At 63.4% G+C, this 19,507-nt stretch carries 20 protein-coding genes; 17 read left to right on the forward strand and 3 right to left on the reverse strand.

The features are described from left to right. Positions 1-123: 123 nt before the first annotated feature. Positions 124-465 (reverse strand): zinc ribbon domain-containing protein YjdM, encoded by a 342-nt coding sequence (locus tag ACTHNE_RS00560; RefSeq protein WP_440268298.1) that lies wholly within the window; start codon positions 463-465, stop codon positions 124-126. 130 nt (positions 466-595) lie between these two features. Here ACTHNE_RS00560 and ACTHNE_RS00565 point away from each other — a divergent pair, with 130 nt between their 5' ends. From ACTHNE_RS00565 to ACTHNE_RS00580, 4 genes are all read left to right on the forward strand, one after another. After that, on the forward strand, positions 596-1,261 hold the full coding sequence (locus ACTHNE_RS00565) for a response regulator (RefSeq protein ID WP_324939750.1): 666 nt from the start codon (positions 596-598) through the stop codon (positions 1,259-1,261). A gap of 4 nt (positions 1,262-1,265) precedes the next feature. Then, entirely contained in the window at positions 1,266-2,798 is a 1,533-nt protein-coding gene (locus ACTHNE_RS00570) for a sensor histidine kinase (protein WP_440268299.1), read from the forward strand. 144 nt (positions 2,799-2,942) lie between these two features. Beyond that, complete coding sequence (locus ACTHNE_RS00575) at positions 2,943-4,310, forward strand: glutamate--cysteine ligase (RefSeq protein ID WP_324939745.1); 1,368 nt, start codon at positions 2,943-2,945, stop codon at positions 4,308-4,310. Then, the gene (locus tag ACTHNE_RS00580; RefSeq protein WP_414649711.1) at positions 4,304-4,945 is read left to right on the forward strand and encodes a LysE/ArgO family amino acid transporter; all 642 of its coding nucleotides are present in this window, start codon (positions 4,304-4,306) and stop codon (positions 4,943-4,945) included. Before ACTHNE_RS00575 ends, ACTHNE_RS00580 begins: the two co-directional genes overlap by 7 nt. Before the next feature lie 91 nt (positions 4,946-5,036). Here ACTHNE_RS00580 and ACTHNE_RS00585 read toward each other — a convergent pair whose 3' ends face one another. Beyond that, positions 5,037-5,498 carry a DoxX family protein gene (locus tag ACTHNE_RS00585; RefSeq protein WP_324939739.1) on the reverse strand — a complete coding sequence of 154 codons (462 nt, stop codon included), beginning with the start codon at positions 5,496-5,498 and terminating at the stop codon, positions 5,037-5,039. A gap of 252 nt (positions 5,499-5,750) precedes the next feature. Here ACTHNE_RS00585 and bufA2 point away from each other — a divergent pair, with 252 nt between their 5' ends. From bufA2 to ACTHNE_RS00610, 5 genes are all read left to right on the forward strand, one after another. Further along, positions 5,751-6,023, forward strand: coding sequence for a BufA2 family periplasmic bufferin-type metallophore (gene bufA2 / locus ACTHNE_RS00590; RefSeq protein WP_324939736.1), 273 nt, complete (start codon positions 5,751-5,753; stop codon positions 6,021-6,023). 170 nt (positions 6,024-6,193) lie between these two features. Then, the gene (bufB, locus tag ACTHNE_RS00595; RefSeq protein ID WP_324939733.1) at positions 6,194-7,042 is read left to right on the forward strand and encodes an MNIO family bufferin maturase; all 849 of its coding nucleotides are present in this window, start codon (positions 6,194-6,196) and stop codon (positions 7,040-7,042) included. Then, entirely contained in the window at positions 7,039-7,806 is a 768-nt protein-coding gene (locus tag ACTHNE_RS00600) for an HvfC/BufC family peptide modification chaperone (RefSeq protein ID WP_440268300.1), read from the forward strand. Before bufB ends, ACTHNE_RS00600 begins: the two co-directional genes overlap by 4 nt. A 64-nt stretch (positions 7,807-7,870) precedes the next feature. Continuing rightward, the gene (locus ACTHNE_RS00605) at positions 7,871-8,815 is read left to right on the forward strand and encodes an AraC family transcriptional regulator (protein WP_324939727.1); all 945 of its coding nucleotides are present in this window, start codon (positions 7,871-7,873) and stop codon (positions 8,813-8,815) included. 162 nt (positions 8,816-8,977) lie between these two features. Next, positions 8,978-9,763 (forward strand): FadR/GntR family transcriptional regulator, encoded by a 786-nt coding sequence (locus ACTHNE_RS00610; protein WP_324939725.1) that lies wholly within the window; start codon positions 8,978-8,980, stop codon positions 9,761-9,763. Positions 9,764-9,939: 176 nt separating this feature from the next. Here the strand turns inward: ACTHNE_RS00610 and ACTHNE_RS00615 are convergent, their stop codons facing one another. Then, the gene (locus ACTHNE_RS00615; RefSeq protein WP_324939722.1) at positions 9,940-11,082 is read right to left on the reverse strand and encodes an aldose epimerase family protein; all 1,143 of its coding nucleotides are present in this window, start codon (positions 11,080-11,082) and stop codon (positions 9,940-9,942) included. A 321-nt stretch (positions 11,083-11,403) separates the two neighbouring features. On the opposite strand from ACTHNE_RS00615, the gene ACTHNE_RS00620 reads away from it, so the two are divergent. The 8 genes from ACTHNE_RS00620 (at position 11,404) to ACTHNE_RS00655 (ending at position 19,498) form a co-directional block, all read left to right on the forward strand. Then, positions 11,404-12,117: a FadR/GntR family transcriptional regulator gene (locus tag ACTHNE_RS00620; RefSeq protein ID WP_440268301.1), complete on the forward strand. Its 714-nt coding sequence runs from the start codon at positions 11,404-11,406 to the stop codon at positions 12,115-12,117. Next, the gene (locus tag ACTHNE_RS00625) at positions 12,114-13,070 is read left to right on the forward strand and encodes a 2-dehydro-3-deoxygalactonokinase (protein ID WP_324939715.1); all 957 of its coding nucleotides are present in this window, start codon (positions 12,114-12,116) and stop codon (positions 13,068-13,070) included. The genes ACTHNE_RS00620 and ACTHNE_RS00625 overlap by 4 nt, the downstream gene beginning before the upstream one ends. Further along, positions 13,067-13,702, forward strand: coding sequence for a 2-dehydro-3-deoxy-6-phosphogalactonate aldolase (locus ACTHNE_RS00630; protein ID WP_324939713.1), 636 nt, complete (start codon positions 13,067-13,069; stop codon positions 13,700-13,702). The genes ACTHNE_RS00625 and ACTHNE_RS00630 overlap by 4 nt, the downstream gene beginning before the upstream one ends. Next, positions 13,699-14,847: a galactonate dehydratase gene (gene dgoD / locus ACTHNE_RS00635; RefSeq protein ID WP_324939710.1), complete on the forward strand. Its 1,149-nt coding sequence runs from the start codon at positions 13,699-13,701 to the stop codon at positions 14,845-14,847. Before ACTHNE_RS00630 ends, dgoD begins: the two co-directional genes overlap by 4 nt. A 26-nt stretch (positions 14,848-14,873) precedes the next feature. Beyond that, a complete protein-coding gene (locus ACTHNE_RS00640) occupies positions 14,874-15,632 on the forward strand; it encodes an SDR family NAD(P)-dependent oxidoreductase (RefSeq protein WP_324939707.1) in 759 nt (252 codons plus the stop codon). Beyond that, positions 15,629-16,519 (forward strand): SMP-30/gluconolactonase/LRE family protein, encoded by an 891-nt coding sequence (locus ACTHNE_RS00645; protein ID WP_440268302.1) that lies wholly within the window; start codon positions 15,629-15,631, stop codon positions 16,517-16,519. The genes ACTHNE_RS00640 and ACTHNE_RS00645 overlap by 4 nt, the downstream gene beginning before the upstream one ends. A gap of 200 nt (positions 16,520-16,719) precedes the next feature. After that, entirely contained in the window at positions 16,720-18,132 is a 1,413-nt protein-coding gene (locus tag ACTHNE_RS00650; protein ID WP_324939701.1) for a sugar porter family MFS transporter, read from the forward strand. A gap of 811 nt (positions 18,133-18,943) precedes the next feature. Further along, entirely contained in the window at positions 18,944-19,498 is a 555-nt protein-coding gene (locus ACTHNE_RS00655) for a hypothetical protein (protein WP_324939698.1), read from the forward strand. Positions 19,499-19,507 lie beyond the last annotated feature (9 nt).

Consider the following 19,507-nt stretch of genomic DNA (forward strand, 5'->3'; position numbering starts at 1 on the left):
TTCCCGCGAATGCGGGAATCCTTGTTGCTCGTTGGCGCTCTTTAATTGGGTGGCCCGCTTTCGGGGTAAGGACGACCTTGAGGGGGATGGCAGCTCTATACGGAAAAAAACCAAGGTTCCGCCTCACGCCTTTTTCAAGACACACACCTTCAACACCAGATCCTGGATCTTGTCCGAATGTCCCTCGATATGCTCCACGTCGCCATCGATCAAGCGGATGTTGCGGATCATCGTTCCTTGCTTGAGCGGAATCGAAGCGCCCTTCACCTTCAGGTCCTTGATCACGGTGACGCTGTCGCCGCTCTTGAGCACATTGCCGTTCACGTCGCGCACGATCTGCTCGGCCTCCACCTGCGCTGCGGCCACCCGCAGCCATTCATGGCCGCAATCCGGGCAGATGTAGAGTTCGCCGTCCGGATAGGTGTGTTCCATATGGCAAATCGGGCAGGCGGGGATGTCGGACATAAAACGGCACAACCAAAGAATGGGCAGGCATTGTAGCGCCCTGGCTCGCGCGCCGACTGGTCCTATGACATGACAGATAAAAACGGCATTAGCTGATAGGATTTTGCGATCCCACTCACGCCTTGGTCGTATGCGCATACTGCTGGTTGAAGACGATCATCTGGTGTCCGACGCCATCGTGCGCGGGCTGGCTACCGCCGGCTACGTCGTTGATCCGGTGGCCGACGCCGAATCCGTGCAAAGCCGCCTGGACGTTACCCACTACGATCTGGCCATCGTGGACCTGGGCCTGCCCGGAGAGGATGGCTTCACCCTGGTACGCCGCCTGCGCCGCGATGGCAGCTCGTTGCCGCTGTTGATCGTGACGGCGCGCGACGGCCTGGACGATCGCGTCAACGCGCTGGACCTGGGCGCCGACGATTACATGGTCAAGCCGTTCGCCCTACCCGAGCTGGCCGCGCGGTGTCGTGCGCTGATCCGCCGTGCTACCGCCGCCACCGCCAACGAAATGGTCGTGGGCCGCCTGCGCATCGACCTGGCCGGACGCCGCGCCATCGACGATGGCGGGCGCGTGCTGGAACTCACCCGCCGCGAATGGTCGATCCTGGAATGTCTTGCCCACCACAGCGGCCGCGTGGTGAGCAAGGAACGGTTGATCCAGGCGATCGTGAGCTGGGACGAGGAAATCTCCGGCAACGCGATCGAGGTGCACGTCTCGCGACTGCGCGCCAAGCTGGGCGAATCGGCGACGGTGCGCGGCATTCGCGGCCTTGGATATCGTCTCGACGACGCCTAGGCGAATGGCCACTCCCCTACTCAGGCGCGCGCCAAGCATCCGCGGACGCTTGCTCGGCTATCTGCTGCTGCCGCTGGTGCTGCTGCTGGTGGTCAGCATCTGGGTGGATCACCGCAGCTTCGTCACGCCGATCTATGACGCGTTCGATCGCGCGCTCTCGCGTGCCGCGGTCGCCATTGCGGCGCACCTGGAGCGTGGCGACAACGGCCAGGTCTATCTGGAAAAGCCCGATTTCGGTCCGGTTCCCGTGCATCCGTCCGGCCGCACGCCGCCGCCACCGCCACCGCCCGAGGACAAGGCCGACGAGCATGGCCGCCTGCCTGCGCATGTCGAAGCCGGCGAGCGACCGACGGTATGGACTCGGCTGTTTCCGGGCGCGCGGGACAGCTTCCTGTTTCGCGTATGCCTGCTGGACGGACATACGCTGGCGGGTGATGCAAGCCTGCCGATCGCGCAGGGCGGCGACGCAGAGAGCTTCCGCTATCGCGATGTCACCTACAAGCAACTGGCGCTGCGAGTGGTCAGCTATCGCACGCAGGTAAGCGGCGAGCCGGTAATCGTCAGCGTGGGCGAAACCGTGCACCGGCGCGATCATGGCGTGCACCGGCTGGACACAGTGATCGGCCTCAGCGACGGCATCCAGCTCCTGCTGGTGCTTGGCCTGTGTTTGCTAGGCATCACCGTCGCATTGCGCCCGATCAATCGGCTGCGTGAGCGGATCGTGCACCGGTCGCCGCAATCGCTGCAGCCACTGCCGCTGGAATCGGTACCCAGGGAAGTGCACCCGTTGGTGCAGTCGCTCAATACTTTGCTGCTGACCGTGCGCGATGCGGCGCACGCACAGCAGCACTTTCTCACCAATGCGGCGCACCAGCTGCGCACGCCGCTGACCGGGCTGAAGGCGCAACTGGAGGTACTGGCCACCGAAACCCACGACGGAGCCCAGCAGGATCGCATCGCGCGCCTGCAGGACAGCGTGGACCACCTGGCGCACACCGCCAACCAGCTGCTGGCGCTGGCGCGCGCGGAACCTTCGGCGCATACACCTGGCGATTTCGTCGACGTGCGGCTGGCGCCGCTGATCGGCACGGTGGCCGACTCCATGCTCGATCGCGCCCTCGCGCGCAACATCGACCTGGGTGCGGAATGCGAGCCGGCGCACGCACGCGGCGTGCCGTGGCTGCTGCATGAACTGCTGATCAACCTGCTCGACAATGCGATCCGGCATACGCCCGACGGCGGCCGCATCACGCTGCGCTGCGGGCGGTACGAAGGCGTGGCGTACCTGGAAGTGGAAGACAGCGGCCCCGGCATTCCTCCCGCGGAGCGCGAACGCGTGCGCGAGCGTTTCTATCGCGCCGCCGGCAGCGACGGACAAAGCAGCGGCCTGGGGTTGGCGATCGTGGAGGAGATCGCGCGCAGCCATCATGCGCGCCTCGAGATCCTGGACGCCCATGAGGGAACCGGTGCGCGGATGCGCGTGACGTTTCTTGGTGACCCGGTCGTCGGCCGAGAATCGAAAATCGTGAACCGGTAAAGGGCGATCGCGCGAGGGCTCATGCCCGCTCTTACGATCCGATTCCCGGCTCCTATACCGCCCCGTACAATTTTTTCGTTCACCCCCTTTTCGCGGCGATGCGATGCCTCCATAGTCGAGGGCTATTCCCGTGAGGCTCGCCCCGTGTCCATACCCAGTGCCGTCAAAAGCACCCCGATCTACGGTCGCCAGCAACTGATCGACTATCTCGCGGCCGGCGAAAAGCCGCGCGAGGCATGGCGCATCGGCACCGAGCATGAGAAGTTCGGCTTCCGCACCAGCGATCTGCGCCCGCCCGCGTTCGAAGGCGAGCACGGCATCCGCGCATTGCTCGAGGGCATCGCCACACGCTACGGCTGGGACATCGCCCGCGAAGGCGACACGCCGGTGGCGCTGGTGCGCGACAAGGCCAACATCACGCTGGAACCGGCCGGCCAGCTGGAACTCTCCGGCGCGCCGCTGGAAACCATCCACCAGACCTGTTGCGAAGTGAACAGCCATCTGGAGGAAGTGCGCTCGGTGGCCGACGGGATGGGGCTCGGCTTCCTCGGCATGGGCTTCCAGCCCAAATGGCGGCGCGACGAGATGCCGTGGATGCCCAAGGGCCGCTACAAGATCATGCGCGAGTACATGCCCAAGGTCGGCTCGCTCGGCCTGGATATGATGACGCGCACCTGCACCGTCCAGGTGAACCTGGATTTCGAAAGCGAAGGCGACATGGTGCGCAAGTTCCGCACCAGCCTCGCCCTGCAACCGATCGCCACCGCGCTGTTCGCCGATTCGCCGTTCACCGACGGCAAGCCGAACGGCTATCTGTCCTACCGCTCGCACGTGTGGACCGATACCGACGCCGATCGCACCGGCATGCTCGATTTCGTGTTCGAGGACAGCTTCGGTTACGAGCGCTACGTCGATTACATGCTCGACGTGCCGATGTATTTCAGCTACCAGGACGGCCGCTACATCGACCTGGCCGGCAAGGACTTCAAGCGCTTCATGGCCGGGACGCTCGATGAACTGCCCGGCGTGCACGCCACCATGAAGGATTGGGGCGATCACCTCACCACCGCCTTCCCCGAAGTGCGCCTGAAGCAATACCTGGAAATGCGCGGTGCGGACGGCGGCCCGTGGAATCGCCTGTGCGCGTTGCCGGCGTTCTGGGTCGGATTGCTCTACGACGACGATGCGTTATATGCAGCGTGGGATCTGGTGAAGGATTTCACCCGCGAGGAGCGCCACGCATTGCGTGACGGCGTGCCCAAGCATGCCCTCAAGCTGCCGTTCCGCAGCGGCACGGTGCGCGAGCTGGCGCGCGAAACGCTGCAGATCGCCGCGCATGGACTCAAGCGCCGCAATCGGCTCAACCGACATGGCGCGGATGAAAGCATCTTCCTTGAACCCATGATCGACATCGTGGAAGCTGGCCAGACGCCTGCCGAGCGCAAACTGGAACTGTTCCATGGCGCGTGGAACGGCAGCGTGGATCCGGTCTTCAGGGAATTCGCATATTGATCGCCGCAAGCGCTGTCCACGCTCCGTTTCTTTCCGGGTTGCTGCTTGGCTCCTCGCTGATCGTCGCGATCGGCGCGCAGAACGCCTTCGTGCTGCGGCAGGGCTTGCTGCAATCGCATCGTTTTCCGGTGGCGCTGTTCTGCGCGCTGTCCGATGCGGTGCTGATCGCCGCCGGCGTGGGCGGACTGGGTGCGGCCGTCGGGCAGCATCCGCTTCTGCTGATGGTGGTGGCGTGCGCCGGCGCACTGGTGCTGGCCTGGTACGGCATCAAGGCGATGCGGCGCGCGTTTCATCCGGAAGTGCTTACCGCCGATACGCACGCCAACGCCGGCAGCGTCTGGACGGTGCTGGCCGCGTGCGCCGGATTTACCTGGCTCAATCCGCACGTCTACCTGGATACGGTGCTGCTGATCGGCAGCCTGGCCGCACCGTGGCCGGCACCCTGGCCGCGTGCGTTTTTCGGTGTGGGCGCGGCCACCGCTTCGTTCATCTGGTTCTTCGGCCTGGCCTATGGTGCGCGCCTGCTGGCACCGTTGTTCCGCAAGCCGCTGGCGTGGCGCGTGCTGGACGTGCTGATTGCCTTGGTGATGTGGAGCATTGCAGGCAAGTTGCTGCTTTACTTCTTCGCACACTGACGCAGGCTGGGGTGCAAACCCCAACGTTGCCATGCGTGCATCCATCACGATGTTGGGGTTTGCACCCCAACCTACATGGATCACGCGCTGATCAATCGTACGTGCGAATGCCCAGCCAGCGCGCCACCAGCGTATCCAGGCTCGCCTTGCCTGGTCCTGCGACCAGGAACCAAAAGAAGATCAGCGAATAGACCACTTCGTCGGCTTCGACGTAGTCGTCCAATCCCATCAGGTTGCTCGATACCACCAATGTCACCGCAACGATCATGTTGATGATCATCGGAATGGTGACCAGGCGGGTAAACAGGCCGAGCATCAGCAACAGCCCGCCGAGCAGTTCCGTCCACGCCGACAGCGCCGCGCTGAAGGCCGGGTGAGGAATGCCCCAACCCACGAAGCGCTGCGTAAAGCCGTCGAGGTTGTGCACCTTGGCGATACCGGTTTCCAGCCAGAAGTAACCGAACACCACTCGCACCACCAGCGGACCGAGCCAGCGCCAAGCATGCGCAATGCCAAGCAGGCGCGAAGCGGTTGTAGCTACGATATGACGCATTGCACATATTCCTGCCCATGAAGTAAGCGCATGATGCGCGGGCTCGCCCACGCCCTCCATATCCAGACGTCCAGGTTTTCTTGCCTGACATCCGCCGGACGAACGGGCATAAATGCGGGATGCACGGGTGCAGCGATCGATGGATCGGAGCAGCACAATGCGCTTGTCCGGATTCGCAGCTCCCCTGCGCGATGGACCCGTGATTCCTCCGTGCCGCCATGCGGTGCCTACAAACTTCTTGGAGCCATAGATATGAACATCAAGACAGTCAATGCCAGCGCCATGGCCGTGATGGTCGCCGGTCTGTTTGCTGCCGCCGCCGTGTCCGCCGCGCCGGTCGGCGATAAGGCCGCCGGTGACCAGGCGATGGTCAAGTGCATGCATTCGTCGTCGTGCAAAGGCCAGGGCGCCTGCAAGCAGGCCACCAACTCGTGCAAGGGCCAGAACTCGTGCAAGGGTGAAGGCTTCACCATGCAGAAGACCCAGGCCGATTGCGCAGCGGCGCAGGCTGCAGTGAAGAAGTAATGCCGCACTCCCCCCTCTCCCCTTCGGGGAGAGGGCTGGGGTTAGGGACGTGGCTTGCCTCAGATTGCATGAGAGCGATGCAGGGATGCGACAACATCGCAAGATTGTCCCCTCACCCTGACCCTCTTCCCGGAAGGGAGAGGAAATCGGCATTCGCAATGAGCCACGCCATGACCGCATCCCGCTCCGACTCGCTCCCCTATCTCGGCTACGGCCTCGGCCTGCGCGTCGATCACTACGAAGCGCTGCTGGCCAAGCCTGCGCAAGTGCAATGGCTGGAAGTGGTCTCGGAAAACTACATGGTCGACGGCGGCTTGCCGCTGGTCTGGCTCGATCGTTTCCGCGAGCGCTATCCGCTGGTAATGCATGGTGTGTCGATGTCGATCGGCAGCACCGATCCGCTCGACGAAGACTATCTCGCGCGACTTGCTGCGCTTGCGCGACGCGTCGAACCCGCATGGGTATCCGATCACCTGTGCTGGACCGGCGTGCAAGGCGTGAACCTGCATGACCTGATGCCGCTGCCGTATACGGAAGAAGCATTGAGCCACGTCGTCAGCCGCGTGCTGTGCGTGCAAGATCGACTCAAGCGCCGCATCCTGCTGGAAAACGTTTCCAGCTACGTCAGCTTTGCGCAATCGCAGCTCACCGAGTGGGAATTTCTCGCCGAAGTGGCCGAGCGCGCCGACTGCCTGATCCTGCTCGACATCAACAACGTGCACGTCAGCGCGATGAACCACGGTTTTTCCGCGCTGGATTACCTCCGCGGCATTCCGGCGTCGCGCGTGCAGCAGTTCCACCTGGCCGGTTATGAACAGGGCGAGCAACTGATCATCGACACACACGATGCGGCAGTATCCAACGCCGTATGGGATCTCTACGTGCAAGCCGTGCGCCGCTTCGGACGCGTATCGACCATGATCGAGCGAGACGATCACTTCCCGCCGCTGCCCGAGCTGATCGCCGAACTCGAACACGCCCGCGTCCTGGCCGAGCCGCTGCTGAAGGATGCGGCATGAGTACGCTGCAAGCGATCCAGCAGCAGATGTTGGAAGCCGTGCTTGCTGCCAATAGCTCCGCGCTGCCGCCGATCCGCAGCGATGCCATTGCCGATGCGCACAGCAGGTTGGCCGTCTATCAGCACGGCTATCGCATCCGCCTGCGCGATGCGCTGAAGAACGAATTCGCCGGCTTGGAACGCATAGCCGGCCGCAGCTTCAATGCACTGCTGGATGCCTATGTGGAAACGCATCCGTCCGGCCACTACAACATTCGCTGGTACGGCGCGGGCCTGGCGAATTTTCTGCAAGGCGCGCATTCCGACCGCCCTCAATTGTCGGAAATGGCCCGGCTGGACTGGGCGATTTCCACCGTGTTCGACGCCGCCGACGAACCGAGCCTGGGTATCACCGAGCTCGCGGGCATTCCGCCCGATGCATGGGCCGGCCTGCGCCTGCTGCCGCAAGCCAACCTCCACACGCTGGATTGCGCGTACAACGTGGACGCTTTCCGGCGCGCAGCCGATCGCGGCGAAGCGCGCCCGCATCTGCGCCGCTACGCCAGGCCGCGCCGCCTCCTGGTGTGGCGCCAGGCCATGTCGGTGCATTACCGGCGAATGGACGCGGACGAATGGCAAGTCCTTGCGGCCGCCCGGCGCGGCGAAGCGTTTGCCACGCTGTGCGCCATCCTGGCCGAACGCCATGGCGAGACTGCCGCCATGGGCCGCATGGTGGCCTTGCTGCAGGCCTGGGCCAGCGCCGGGCTGCTGCGGGGCATAGGGTGATGTAACCGCCGCCGCACTTCCCGCGAATAGCTGGCATAGCGTTCCGCCATGGAAGTGTCGCCACATGTACATAGAGCACGTCTGCAGCTTTGCCAGCGACCCGTGTCCGCCGCGGCTGGAACCGGCCCTGGAAGCTCTGCTCAATCAGTCAATGCTGCGGGTCGAGGTGATGGACGAGCTGTGGCAATGCGGCTCCCGCTTCTTCGACGAACCGCGCCTCAACTATGGCGTGTTTCATCTGATCGGGGTCGGCCAATGCGAGGTGGTGAGTGACGCGCTGGGCGAACCTTTGCTGCTGGAACCCGGCGACCTGGTGGTGTTCCCGCATGGCGATGCACATCGCCTGCGCGCGGCGCCGACCGGCGACGCTCCCATCACCCGCATGATCTGCGGCGAGCTGCATTTTTCCAGCCATACCCAGCATCCGCTCAAGCACGCCCTGCCCGCCTGTTTCGTGGTTCGCGCCACCCAGGCCAATGGCTTGTTCCGCAACCTGTCGGCCATGATGATCGGCATGACCGGCGCCGGCGTGCCCGGCCGCCAGGTGCTGCTCAACAAGCTGGCCGACACGCTGTTCACGCTGGCGATCTGCGACTACGCGCAGCGTCACGCCGACCGGCGCGGCCTGTTCACTGCTCTCACCGACGTGCGCATCTGCAAGGTACTGCAGGCCGTGCACGACCGCCCCGGCGATCCCTGGACCATGCAGGCGATGGCCTCGCTGGCATGCATGTCGCGCTCGGCCTTCGCCGAACGCTTCGCGCAGCTGATGAAGATGCCGCCCATGCAATACGTCACCCAGTGGCGCGTCAGCGTGGCAGAACGCCTGCTACACGACCGCCAACTCTCGGTCGCCGCCATCGCCGAACAGCTGGGCTATCGCAGCGAGGCCGCGTTCCGCCGGCTGTTCAAACGGGTCAGCGGCATCTGTCCGGGCCGCATCCGCGCCGCCCGCCAGCAGGCTGGTATCCGGCCTGAACGGTGCCTGCCGCTGCGATCCGCCGCCTGACAGGGCCGGCGGTTGCAGCCGCTTCCCGGAAACGTGGCATCATCTCCCAAGGCGCGTTGAGAAACCGCTCAGACTGGTGCTGTCCCGCCGTGATTATTGAACGATCTGGTTTGTCTATCGGGCGGGCCCATCCACGGCGTGGCATTGAAGGAGATCAGCTGAATGGCATCGTTTCGAGGCGACAGGGACGGCAACGCCAGCAGGACCGCTCGTCCCGCGCTTGTGCGGCGTCTTCGCAACGGCGTAGGGCCGATGGCCGCGCGCAACCTGCATGGGCACGTGGTGCAGGTGCTGGGGCAACGCATCGTCAGCGGGGCCATCAAGCAAGGTGAAGTGCTGCCGCCCGAAGCCACCATGGCCGAGGAAATGGAAGTCAGCCGCACCTCTCTGCGCGAGGCGATGAAGGTGCTCTCGGCCAAGGGCCTGGTGGAAGCGCGACCCAAGGTCGGCACACGCGTGCGCGATGCGCGCTTCTGGAGCCAGCTCGATGCAGATGTGCTCGCCTGGCGCTGTGCGTCGATGCCCACCGCGGACTTCGTGCAGAAGCTGTCGGAAATGCGCGAGATCATCGAACCGGCCGCGGCGGCGAGCGCGGCCAGCCATCGTACCGTGGCGCAGTTGAAACGCATGCAAACCGCGTTCGACGCCATGGAGGCCTCGCACGATCCGGAATCCTGGACCAGCGCCGACATCGACTTCCATGAAACGGTACTCGCGGCCACCGGCAACGAGCTGCTGATTTCGCTGTTCTCGGTGATCGAAACGGCGCTGAGCAGCTACTTCACCATGTCCGCGCTCACCGCGGTCAACTTCAAGTATTCGCTGCCGCAGCATCGCGCGGTGCTGCAGGCCATTCGCGAGAAAGATGCCGAAGCGGCGCACAAGGCCATGCTCAAGGTGATTTCCGATACACGCGAGAACCTGAGCAACAAGCGCCGCAAAGCGTGAATGCCTACAAATTGAACTCAGCGTGCCGCTGCGATCCGCGCAAAGCGGTGGTTGAACACATGCGACCGCCAGAAATAAAAAAAAGGAGCACCGCGAACGATGCTCCCGGGGGGAAGCGGAGGATGAGCTGATCGATCTGCGTACAGCGCATCCTGCGCGGCGCAGCTTCCGACGCTCTATTTCGCGGCCTGGTCGATGCCGAAACGGTAGACAATCACGTTGCGATAGGTTTCACCCGGCGCCAGCCGCGCCGAACCGAAATCCGGATGATGCGGCGTATCCGGAAACAACTGCGGCTCCAGCACGAACGCGTCGCCCTGGCGATAAATGTGATGATCCTTGCCGACCGTGGTGCCATCGAGGAAATTGCCCGAATAGAACTGCAGGCCCGGCTTGCCCGACCACAGCGTCATGACGCGGCCCGATTGCGGATCTTCCACGCGCGCCACCACGCGCGGCTCGATTTCCTTGCGGCTGAGCACCCAGTTCATGTCATAGCCGTGGCCGAACAACAGCTGCTGCGAATGGCCGTCGCGGATGTCGCGGCCGATCGGCTTGGCGGCGCGAAAATCGTACGGCGTGCCCGCCACCGGTGCGATCTGTCCGGTCGGAATCGCCGCCGCGTCGCTCACCGGCGTGATCGCATCGCCCGGAATCATCAGGGTTTGCTCCATCACCGTGCCGGAACCCTCGCCTGCAAGGTTCCAGTAGGTGTGATTGGACAGGTTGACGATGGTCGGCTTGTCGGTGGTGGCGACGTAGCTGATCTTGAGCTGGTTTTCGTCGCTCAGCGTATACGTGGCCTTGACCGTCAATGTACCGGGATAGCCTTGGTCGCCATCGGGGCTGACGTATTGCATCGTCACGCTCGGCGTGGGCCCTGCCTTCACGTCGAGTACCTTCCACACCTGCATGTCGAAACCCTTGGCTCCGCCGTGCAGGGCGTTCGGGCCTTCGTTCAAGCTCAAGTGATAGGTCTTGCCGTCCAGCTCGAACGTGCCCTTTGCGATGCGGTTCGCGTAGCGGCCGACGGTGGAGCCGAAATACTGGCGGCGATCGAGGTAACCCTGCAGCGTGTCGTAGCCCAGCACCACGTCGGCAAGCTTGCCGCTGCGATCGGGCACCAGCAGCGATTGCAAGGCGGCGCCATAGCTCATCACGCGCGCACGCATGCCGTGGCTATTGGTAAGCGTGACAATCTGCACGTCCTGGCCGTCTGCTGTGTGGCCAAACGACGCGCTGGTCGCCTGGCCGGCCGTAGCGGTCAACGGCAGCAACGCCGCCGTCACGATGGAACCGAGCAGGGCTAAAGATTTCAAGCACATTCCCTTATGAAATCGAACGGCCATATGCCCTGTCGCGTCTGAGCATATTGTATGATTATATAGATCGGCGGCTGCTGCAGCTTTATGCGCTGCAGCATGACCGCCGAAGAAAACCAGCGGGAACATGAAGATTGGGTTTCGCATATCCGGGGTGGCTTGTTGACGGGGTTGAAAACTCAGGCGTTATACGCGAGTGGGATGACAAACGCGCCATCCGCTCCGCGCACTGCAACGTCCTGTGATCGGTGAACCATACGCAACAGCACTTTCGCAGTGCAACACGACCTTCTCTTTTCCGCACCGCCAAGAGAGCCGATGAGAGTCGCCAGCGCCCGAAATTTGCACGGCCACGTCACCCAGCAACTGGGGGTGCGGATCGTGAGCGGCCAGCTCCAGCCGGGCGAAGTGCTGCCGCGTGAAGAAACCCTGGCCGAACAGATGCAAGTAAGCCGCACCGCACTGCGCGAGGCGATGCGTGTACTTTCCGCCAAGGGCCTGGTGGAGGCACGGCCGAAGGTCGGCACGCGCGTACGCGAGGAGCGCTACTGGCATCAGCTGGACGCCGACGTGCTGGCCTGGCGCTGCGCATCCATGCCGACGACGGATTTCGTGCAGAAGCTGGGACAGATGCGCGAAGTCTTCGAGCCGGCGGCCGCGGCGTTTGCGGCGCACCGCCGCGACGCCGCACAGCTCAAGCAACTGGAAACGGCCTATCGCGCGATGGAAGCGGCGCGCAACACCGACGAATGGGCGCAGGCCGATCTGCAATTCCATGAAGCCGTACTGGTCGCCACCAACAACGAATTGATGATCTCGCTGTTTTCCGTGGTGGAAACCGCCTTGGGTAGCTTCTTCGTGGAATCGGCGCGCAAGAGCGGCGACTTCAAGTATTCGCTGCCCTATCACCAGCAAGTGTGCGAGGCGATCCGCCAGAGCCAGCCCGAACTCGCACGCGATGCCATGCAGAAGATGATTGTCGATTCGCGCGCCAACATGAGCGGCAAACGCCGCACGAGGAAATCCGCATGAGCGCAGACGTTCGGCTGATCGGCCTGGATTGGGGCACCAGCAGCCTGCGTGCCTATCTCTATGATGCCAGCGGCATAGTCGTGGCCTCGCGCCAACGGGCTTGGGGCATTCGCCACTTGCCCGAAGGCGGGTTCACCGCAGCGTGGCAAGCCATTACGAAAGATTGGCCCGCATGCGTGGCGGTTGCCGCGGGCATGGTCGGCAGCCGGCAAGGCTGGCGCGAAGTACCTTATGTCGATGTACCGGCGGATGCGGCGAGCATTGCCCAAGGCATGCTGCGTATCGAGGCACAGGCCGGCCGCGAACTGTGGATCGCCCCCGGCCTTTGCCGCAAGCAGCCGGCGGACGTGATGCGCGGCGAGGAAACGCAGATCATCGGCGCGCTCGCGCTGCATCCCGATTATCAGGCGAACGCGTGTTTCGTCTTGCCCGGTACGCACAGCAAATGGGCGACTGTCCTCGATGGCCGTATCGCCGCCTTCGATACCGTGATGACGGGCGAGCTGTATGCGCTGCTCATGAAGCATTCCATTCTCGGCGCCGGGCTGCCCGCCGAAACCACACAGCCGTTCTCGCAGCATGCTTTCCTGCGCGGCCTGCATACCGTCAAGGAAAGTCGTGAGCAAGGTGTTTTCAGCCGGCTGTTCTCGACGCGTGCATTGATGCTTGCAGGCGAGCTGTCCGCCGAGGAAGTGCCGGATTTTCTTTCTGGCCTCATGATTGGCGAGGAATTTCGCATTGCACGCGCACGCGATCATGGCCGCGAAACGCCGCTATGCCTGATCGGCGATGCCTCGCTGTGCCAGCGCTACATCGTGGCCGCGACGCATTTCGGTTACGCCGAGCCTACCGTCATCGATGACGCCGCGGCGCAAGGGCTGTGGCAACTGGCCTCGACCGCGGGACTGCTCGCGCAGGCACCCCTACATTCTTATTCCGGAGTAACAGCATGATTCGCGCGTGGCTCGATTCCCTTCCCTTGGTGGCGATTCTGCGCGGCCTGCGGCCGGATGAAGCGCTCGACATCGGGCGTGCGCTCGTCGCCGAAAGCTTCAGCGTGATCGAAGTGCCGATGAATTCGCCCGAGCCGCTTCAAAGCATTCGCCTGTTGTCGGCGGAACTGGGCCAGCGCTGCCTGATCGGCGCCGGCACCGTGCTGCAGCCCGAGCAGGTATCACAGGTGGCTGCCGCAGGCGGCCGCCTGATCGTGATGCCGCACGCCGATACGCGCGTGATCGCCGCGGCCAAGCGCGAAGGCATGTACTGCGTTCCCGGCGTCGCCACGCCCACCGAGGCGTTCGCCGCGATCCAGGCCGGCGCCGATGCAATCAAGCTGTTTCCGGCCGAAATGCTGACGCCCAGCGTGCTCAAGGCCTGGCGGGCGGTGCTGCCGCGCGACCTGGCGATGCTGCCGGTGGGCGGCATCACGCCGGAAACGATGGCCCCTTATATCGCCGCGGGCGCCAGTGGCTTCGGCCTCGGCTCCGCGCTTTACGCACCCGGCCGCAGCGCGGACGACGTCGGTCGCCGCGCTCGCGCCTTCACCCACGCCTGGAAGACCCTCGCTGAAGGAAACAACGCATGAAGATCACCCGCCTGACCACCTTCCTCGTTCCGCCGCGCTGGCTGTTCGTACGTATCGACACCGATGAGGGCATCAGCGGCTGGGGCGAGCCGGTCGTGGAAGGTCGCGCGCATACCGTCGCGGCGGCTGTGGAGGAACTGTCCGATTACTTGGTCGGCAAGGATCCGAGCCACATCGAAGACCACTGGAACGTGATGTACCGCGGCGGCTTCTATCGCGGCGGTCCGATCCTGATGAGCGCGATCGCCGGCATCGACCAGGCGCTGTGGGACATCAAGGGCAAGCATCTGGGCGTGCCGGTGCATGCGCTGCTCGGCGGGCCGGTGCGCGATCGCATTCGCGTGTATTCGTGGATCGGCGGCGATCGTCCGTCCGATACCGCACGCGCCGCAAAAGAAGCAGTCGCGCGTGGCTTCACCGCGGTAAAGATGAATGCCACCGAGGAAATGCATTTCGTCGACACGCACGCCAAGGTGTCGCGTGTGCTGGAAAACGTGCAGGCGGTGCGTGATGCGGTGGGGCCGGAAATCGGCCTGGGCCTGGATTTCCACGGCCGCGTGCACAAGCCGATGGCCAAGGTGCTGATGCGCGAACTGGTGCCGTTCAAGCTGATGTTCATCGAGGAGCCGGTGCTTTCCGATCATCTGGAATGCATTCCGGAACTGGCCTCGATTTCGCCCGCGCCGATCGCGCTGGGCGAGCGCCTGTATTCACGCTACGACTTCAAGCGCGTGTTCACCACCGGCGGCGTCGACATCATCCAGCCCGATCCGTCGCATTCGGGCGGCATCACCGAGACACGCAAGATCGCAATGATGGCCGAAGCCTACGACGTGGCGCTCGCACTGCACTGTCCGCTGGGCCCGATCGCGCTGGCCGCCAACCTGCAGCTGGATGCGATGTGCCACAACGCCTTCATCCAGGAGCAGAGCCTGGGCATCCACTACAACGCCGGCAACGATCTGCTCGATTACATCACCGACCGTAGCGTATTCGCCTACGAAAACGGTTATGTTTCCATGCCGGGCGGCCCGGGGCTTGGCGTAGAAGTGAACGAAGCCTACGTGGCCGAGCGCGCGTCCGTGGGACACCGCTGGCGCAATCCGATCTGGCGTCACGACGACGGCAGTGTGGCCGAATGGTAATTGCTGCAAAGAGACCCGACCTATCCATGTTTGCCACCTATCCCAGCCTGGTCGACCGCTCGGTACTGATCACCGGCGGCGCCACCGGCATCGGCGCGGCCTTCGTGGCGCATTTCGCGCAGCAGGGCGCGCGCGTGGCCTTCCTGGATATCGACGAGAACGGCGCCGCGCTGCTGCGTAACGCGGTAACCAAGGTGCGGCACGATCCTTTGTTCATCCGTTGCGACATCACCGACCTGCGTGCCCTGAAAGAGGCGATCAACCAGGCCAGCGCACTGATCGGCACCATTGGCGTGCTGATCAACAACGCCGCCAACGACCGGCGCCATCATTTGCAGAACTCCACGCCTGAAGAGTTTGACCGGAACATCGCCGTGAACCTGCGCCATCAGTATTTCGCCACGCAGGCGGTGGTGCCGGGCATGCGCGAGCTCGGCGGCGGCTCGATCGTTTGCCTGGGCTCCATCGGCTGGATGATCAAAAACGCGGGCTATCCGATGTATGCGATGGCCAAATCGGCCGTGCATGGATTGGTCAACGGCCTGGCGCGCGAACTGGGCCAGGATCGCATTCGCATCAATGCGCTGGTGCCCGGCTGGGTGATCACCGAGAAGCAGCGCGAGCTGTGGCTGGATGCCGCGGGCGAAGAAGAGATACGCCGCAAGCAGAGCATGCCCGGCCACTTGCACGCGGACGATCTGGCGCGCGCCGCCTTGTTCCTTGCCGCCGACGACAGCGGCATGTGCACGGGCCAGGATTTCATCGTCGACGGAGGCTGGGCATGACCTTGCAAGCTTCGCTGGTATTGGACGCGCACAACACGCTTGGCGAAGGCGTCACTTGGTGCCCGCGCAGCCAGTCGCTGTACTGGACGGACATCCACGCGTCGGTGCTGTGGCGTTATCGCCCGTCCGACGGCAATACGCGCCGCTGGCCGATGCCGGAACGGCTGGCTTCGTTCGCCCTGTGCGAAGACGAGAATTGGCTGCTGCTCGGCCTGGCCAGCGGGCTGGCGTTCTTCCATCTGGAAAACGGCCAGCTGATCCGCATCGCCGACGTCGAAAGCGGCTTGCCCACGCGCCTCAACGACGGCGCCTGCGATCGACAGGGGCGCTTCGTGTTCGGCACGCTGCACGAGCCGGTCTGTGGCGAGGCACGACGTGCAGCCGGCGCCTTCTACCGGCTGCATGCCGACCTGAAACTGGAACAGCTGCCGCTGGGTCCGGTCGCCATCAGCAACAGCATCGCGTTCAGTCCCGACGGCGCGACCATGTACTACTGCGATTCGTTTACCCGCACCGTGCATCGCTGTAGCTACGGCGACAGCGTGGCCGATGCGTGCATGCATATCGACCTGACGCAGCAACGCGGTGAGCCGGATGGCTCGGCGGTGGACAGCGAAGGCGGCCTGTGGAACGCCGAGTGGGGCGCCGGCCGCGTGGTGCGCTACGATCGCCACGGCAAGCAGGATCTCGTCATCGAGGTGCCGGTCTGCCAGCCGACACGCGTCGCCTTCGGCGGCGAGCGGTTGAATACGCTATACATCACCAGTGCCCGCGACGGTCTTTCGGCCCAGGCGCTGGCCAACGAGCCGCATGCCGGCGGGCTGTTCGCCATCGAGGTGCCTTTCACCGGCATACCCGAACCGCGTTTTGCAGGCCGGCCCACCTAAGCCGGCTTTTTTATGCATGCATGGGGAAGAAGATGAGAACATCCGCCCGATGCGATCCAAGCAGGTCCACGGATGGCCTGTCGCGAATCGAACACGAGGGTGTTTGATTCGGCGAAGCAGAGTCCGGACAGCTGCCGGGCTCGGCGCGTCGAGAAAGTGGGGGAAGCACTTGCTCGACACCCGACAACACGGAGTCATTCATGAGTGCCAACACGTATACACCACCTGTTACATCTCACGCGTCGGCCAAGCCGCACGGCAAGGCAACCGCCATCTTCATCTGCGTGCTGGCCGCACTGGCCGGGCTGATGTTCGGCCTGGACATCGGCGTCATCGCCGGCGCGCAGCAGTTCATCCAGAAAGACTTCAAGATCGACGACAGCACCATCGAGTGGATCGTCTCGATCATGATGGCTGGCGCCGCGCTCGGCGCGCTCGGTGCCGGCTGGCTATCCAGCCAGCTGGGCCGCAAGCGCTCGTTGATTCTTGGGGCGGTGTTGTTCGTGGCCGGATCAGTGCTGTGCGGTGTTGCGTGGACGCCCGACGTACTGATCGTGGGTCGCTTTGTGCTTGGCCTGGCGATCGGCATTGCCAGTTTCACCGCGCCGCTTTATCTGGCCGAGATCGCGCCCGAATCGATCCGCGGCGCCATGATCTCGCTGTACCAGCTGATGATCACCACCGGCATCCTCGTCGCGGCGCTGTCCAACGCCGCGCTGAGCTACACCGGCAGCTGGCGCTGGATGCTGGGCATCATCGCGATCCCTGGCGCGCTATTCCTGTTCGGCGTGGCCTTCCTGCCGGAGAGCCCGCGCTGGCTGATGATGCGCAACCGCCAGCCCGAGGCCGAACAGGTGCTGCACAAGCTGCTCGGCAGCGAAGACGACATTGCCCGCGAGATCGGTGATATCCGCGAGCAGCTGAAAACGCCGCAGCGCGGCGTACATATGTTCTTCCAGAACGTAAACTTCCGCCGCTCGGTGGGCCTTGGGGTGCTGCTGCAGATCATGCAGCAGCTCACCGGCATGAACGTGGTGATGTACTACGCGCCGCGCATCTTCGAGAGCATGGGCTATGCCACCGAAGCGCAGATGTGGTTCACGGTGATCGTCGACCTGGTCAACGTATTGGCCACCTTCATCGCGATCGGCCTGGTGGACAAACTGGGCCGCAAGCCGATCCTGTACATCGGCTTCGTGGTGATGACGCTGGGCCTGGGCGTGGTCGGCACGATGATGCATCTGGGCATCCATACGCACGGCGAGCAGATCTTCACCGTAGGCATGCTGCTGCTCTTCATCGTGGGCTTCGCGATGTCCGCCGGCCCACTGATCTGGACGCTGTGCTCGGAAATCCAGCCGCTCAAGGGCCGCGACTTCGGCATCGGCTGCTCCACCTTCACCAATTGGGCGGCCAACTGGGTGGTGGGCGTTTCCTTCCTGAGCCTGCTCAACGGCATCGGCAATGCGCAGACGTTCTGGCTGTATGCCGCCTTCAACGCGGTGTTCATCGTGCTCACGCTCTGGCTGGTGCCGGAAACCAAGGGCATCACGCTGGAACAGATCGAACGCAACCTGATGAGCGGCAAGCGGCTGCGCGATATCGGCCGCTGATCGACCCTTGAAGTGTGTCCCCTCCCCTGCATGCAGGGGAGGGCTGGGGTGGGGTTGCACGAGCTTGCGACCCAGCTCGAACTCAACGCAGATTGCTTCACACACCTGACCCTCTCCTGCTACACATGGGAGGGACGGCTACATCAATCATGCAACGCTACGCCGCTTTGCCGGTGTCAAACTGGCTAGCGAACCATTCGGTTCATCCGCGCCCGATCAACAGTCGACATTCACCGCCTGCATAGAAATCGACAGCGGCGATCTGCAGCGCGTGATTGCGGACTATCGAGCGGGTGGATATCAAGCCGGTAATACACCGCTGGGCCGAACTGTTGATCAGCAAGCATCTTGCCGGCGAAGTGCTCACTGAGCACGGACTTCCTGCTGCCGGCAGCACCCTGATCAGGTCAGATGACCGACTCTGTCTGGAATCACCGCGCTTAGATCGAATCGGCGCACATGGCCGGTGCAGCGTGGAGCGACGCACGACAACGTGCGCGACAGCCCAGCGCATGCAACCGCGGGCTCGGCTGACGGACAAGGCAGTGAAGCAGAGACAGCTGCTTTTTTTCTTAACTCAACCTGGTCCAGTTTTCTTTCCGAGAAAGCCAAAAGCGCACTCTTCGACTGCGTATTAACCGGCGGCGTGTTTTCATCTTTTTGATGGCTGCAGCGGAGCAGGCAGCCGTCGGTTTCAGGGTGAATCCGTACCGGTCATGAATCCATGAGCCGGACCAGCAGATGCGCGCATGCATTGCTCGCCGATGCTGGCCGCGCCTTCTCAATGTCCACTTTGACAGGAGTCGACACCATGCGTACCCAGATATGCAAAGCGTTGTTCGGCGCTCTCTGCTTGCTGCTTGCTGGCATGTTTGCTGCACGGCCAGTTTCCGCTCAGACAGAAACCGTTACCAATTGCGCCAATATCACTGCGATCACCTATTCGCAGGGCTTGAAAACCACCCCTCAAACAGAAGTAATCGACATCGATTCCATATATACCGGCTGCGTTACTGTACCGCTTGCGGCGCCGGCACCCGCAAAGGCTCACTGGGAGGGAACTGCTTCCGGCATCTCGTGCACCAACGCCAACGTCAATGAAGTCAGCAATGCGACCGGCGAACTTTATTGGAATGACAACGAGCCTCCTAGCGGCATCCAGTTCGTCAGTCTTGCAAATCTCGGCCTGGACGGCATTACACCCGTCGTGGCTACTTTCAGGATCACCTCCGGTCGTGGATCCGGCGAGACGTTCACCGTGGTCAGCGTTTATCCCCCTGCACCGAACCAGCTCAGTTGTTCGGACACCAAGCCCATCTGGATATTGACGGGGCCAAGCACGAATACCCAAATTTCGTTGCTATAAGCTCGATTT

This window comes from Dyella sp., from assembly GCF_051954575.1.
Lineage (GTDB): Bacteria > Pseudomonadota > Gammaproteobacteria > Xanthomonadales > Rhodanobacteraceae > Dyella_B.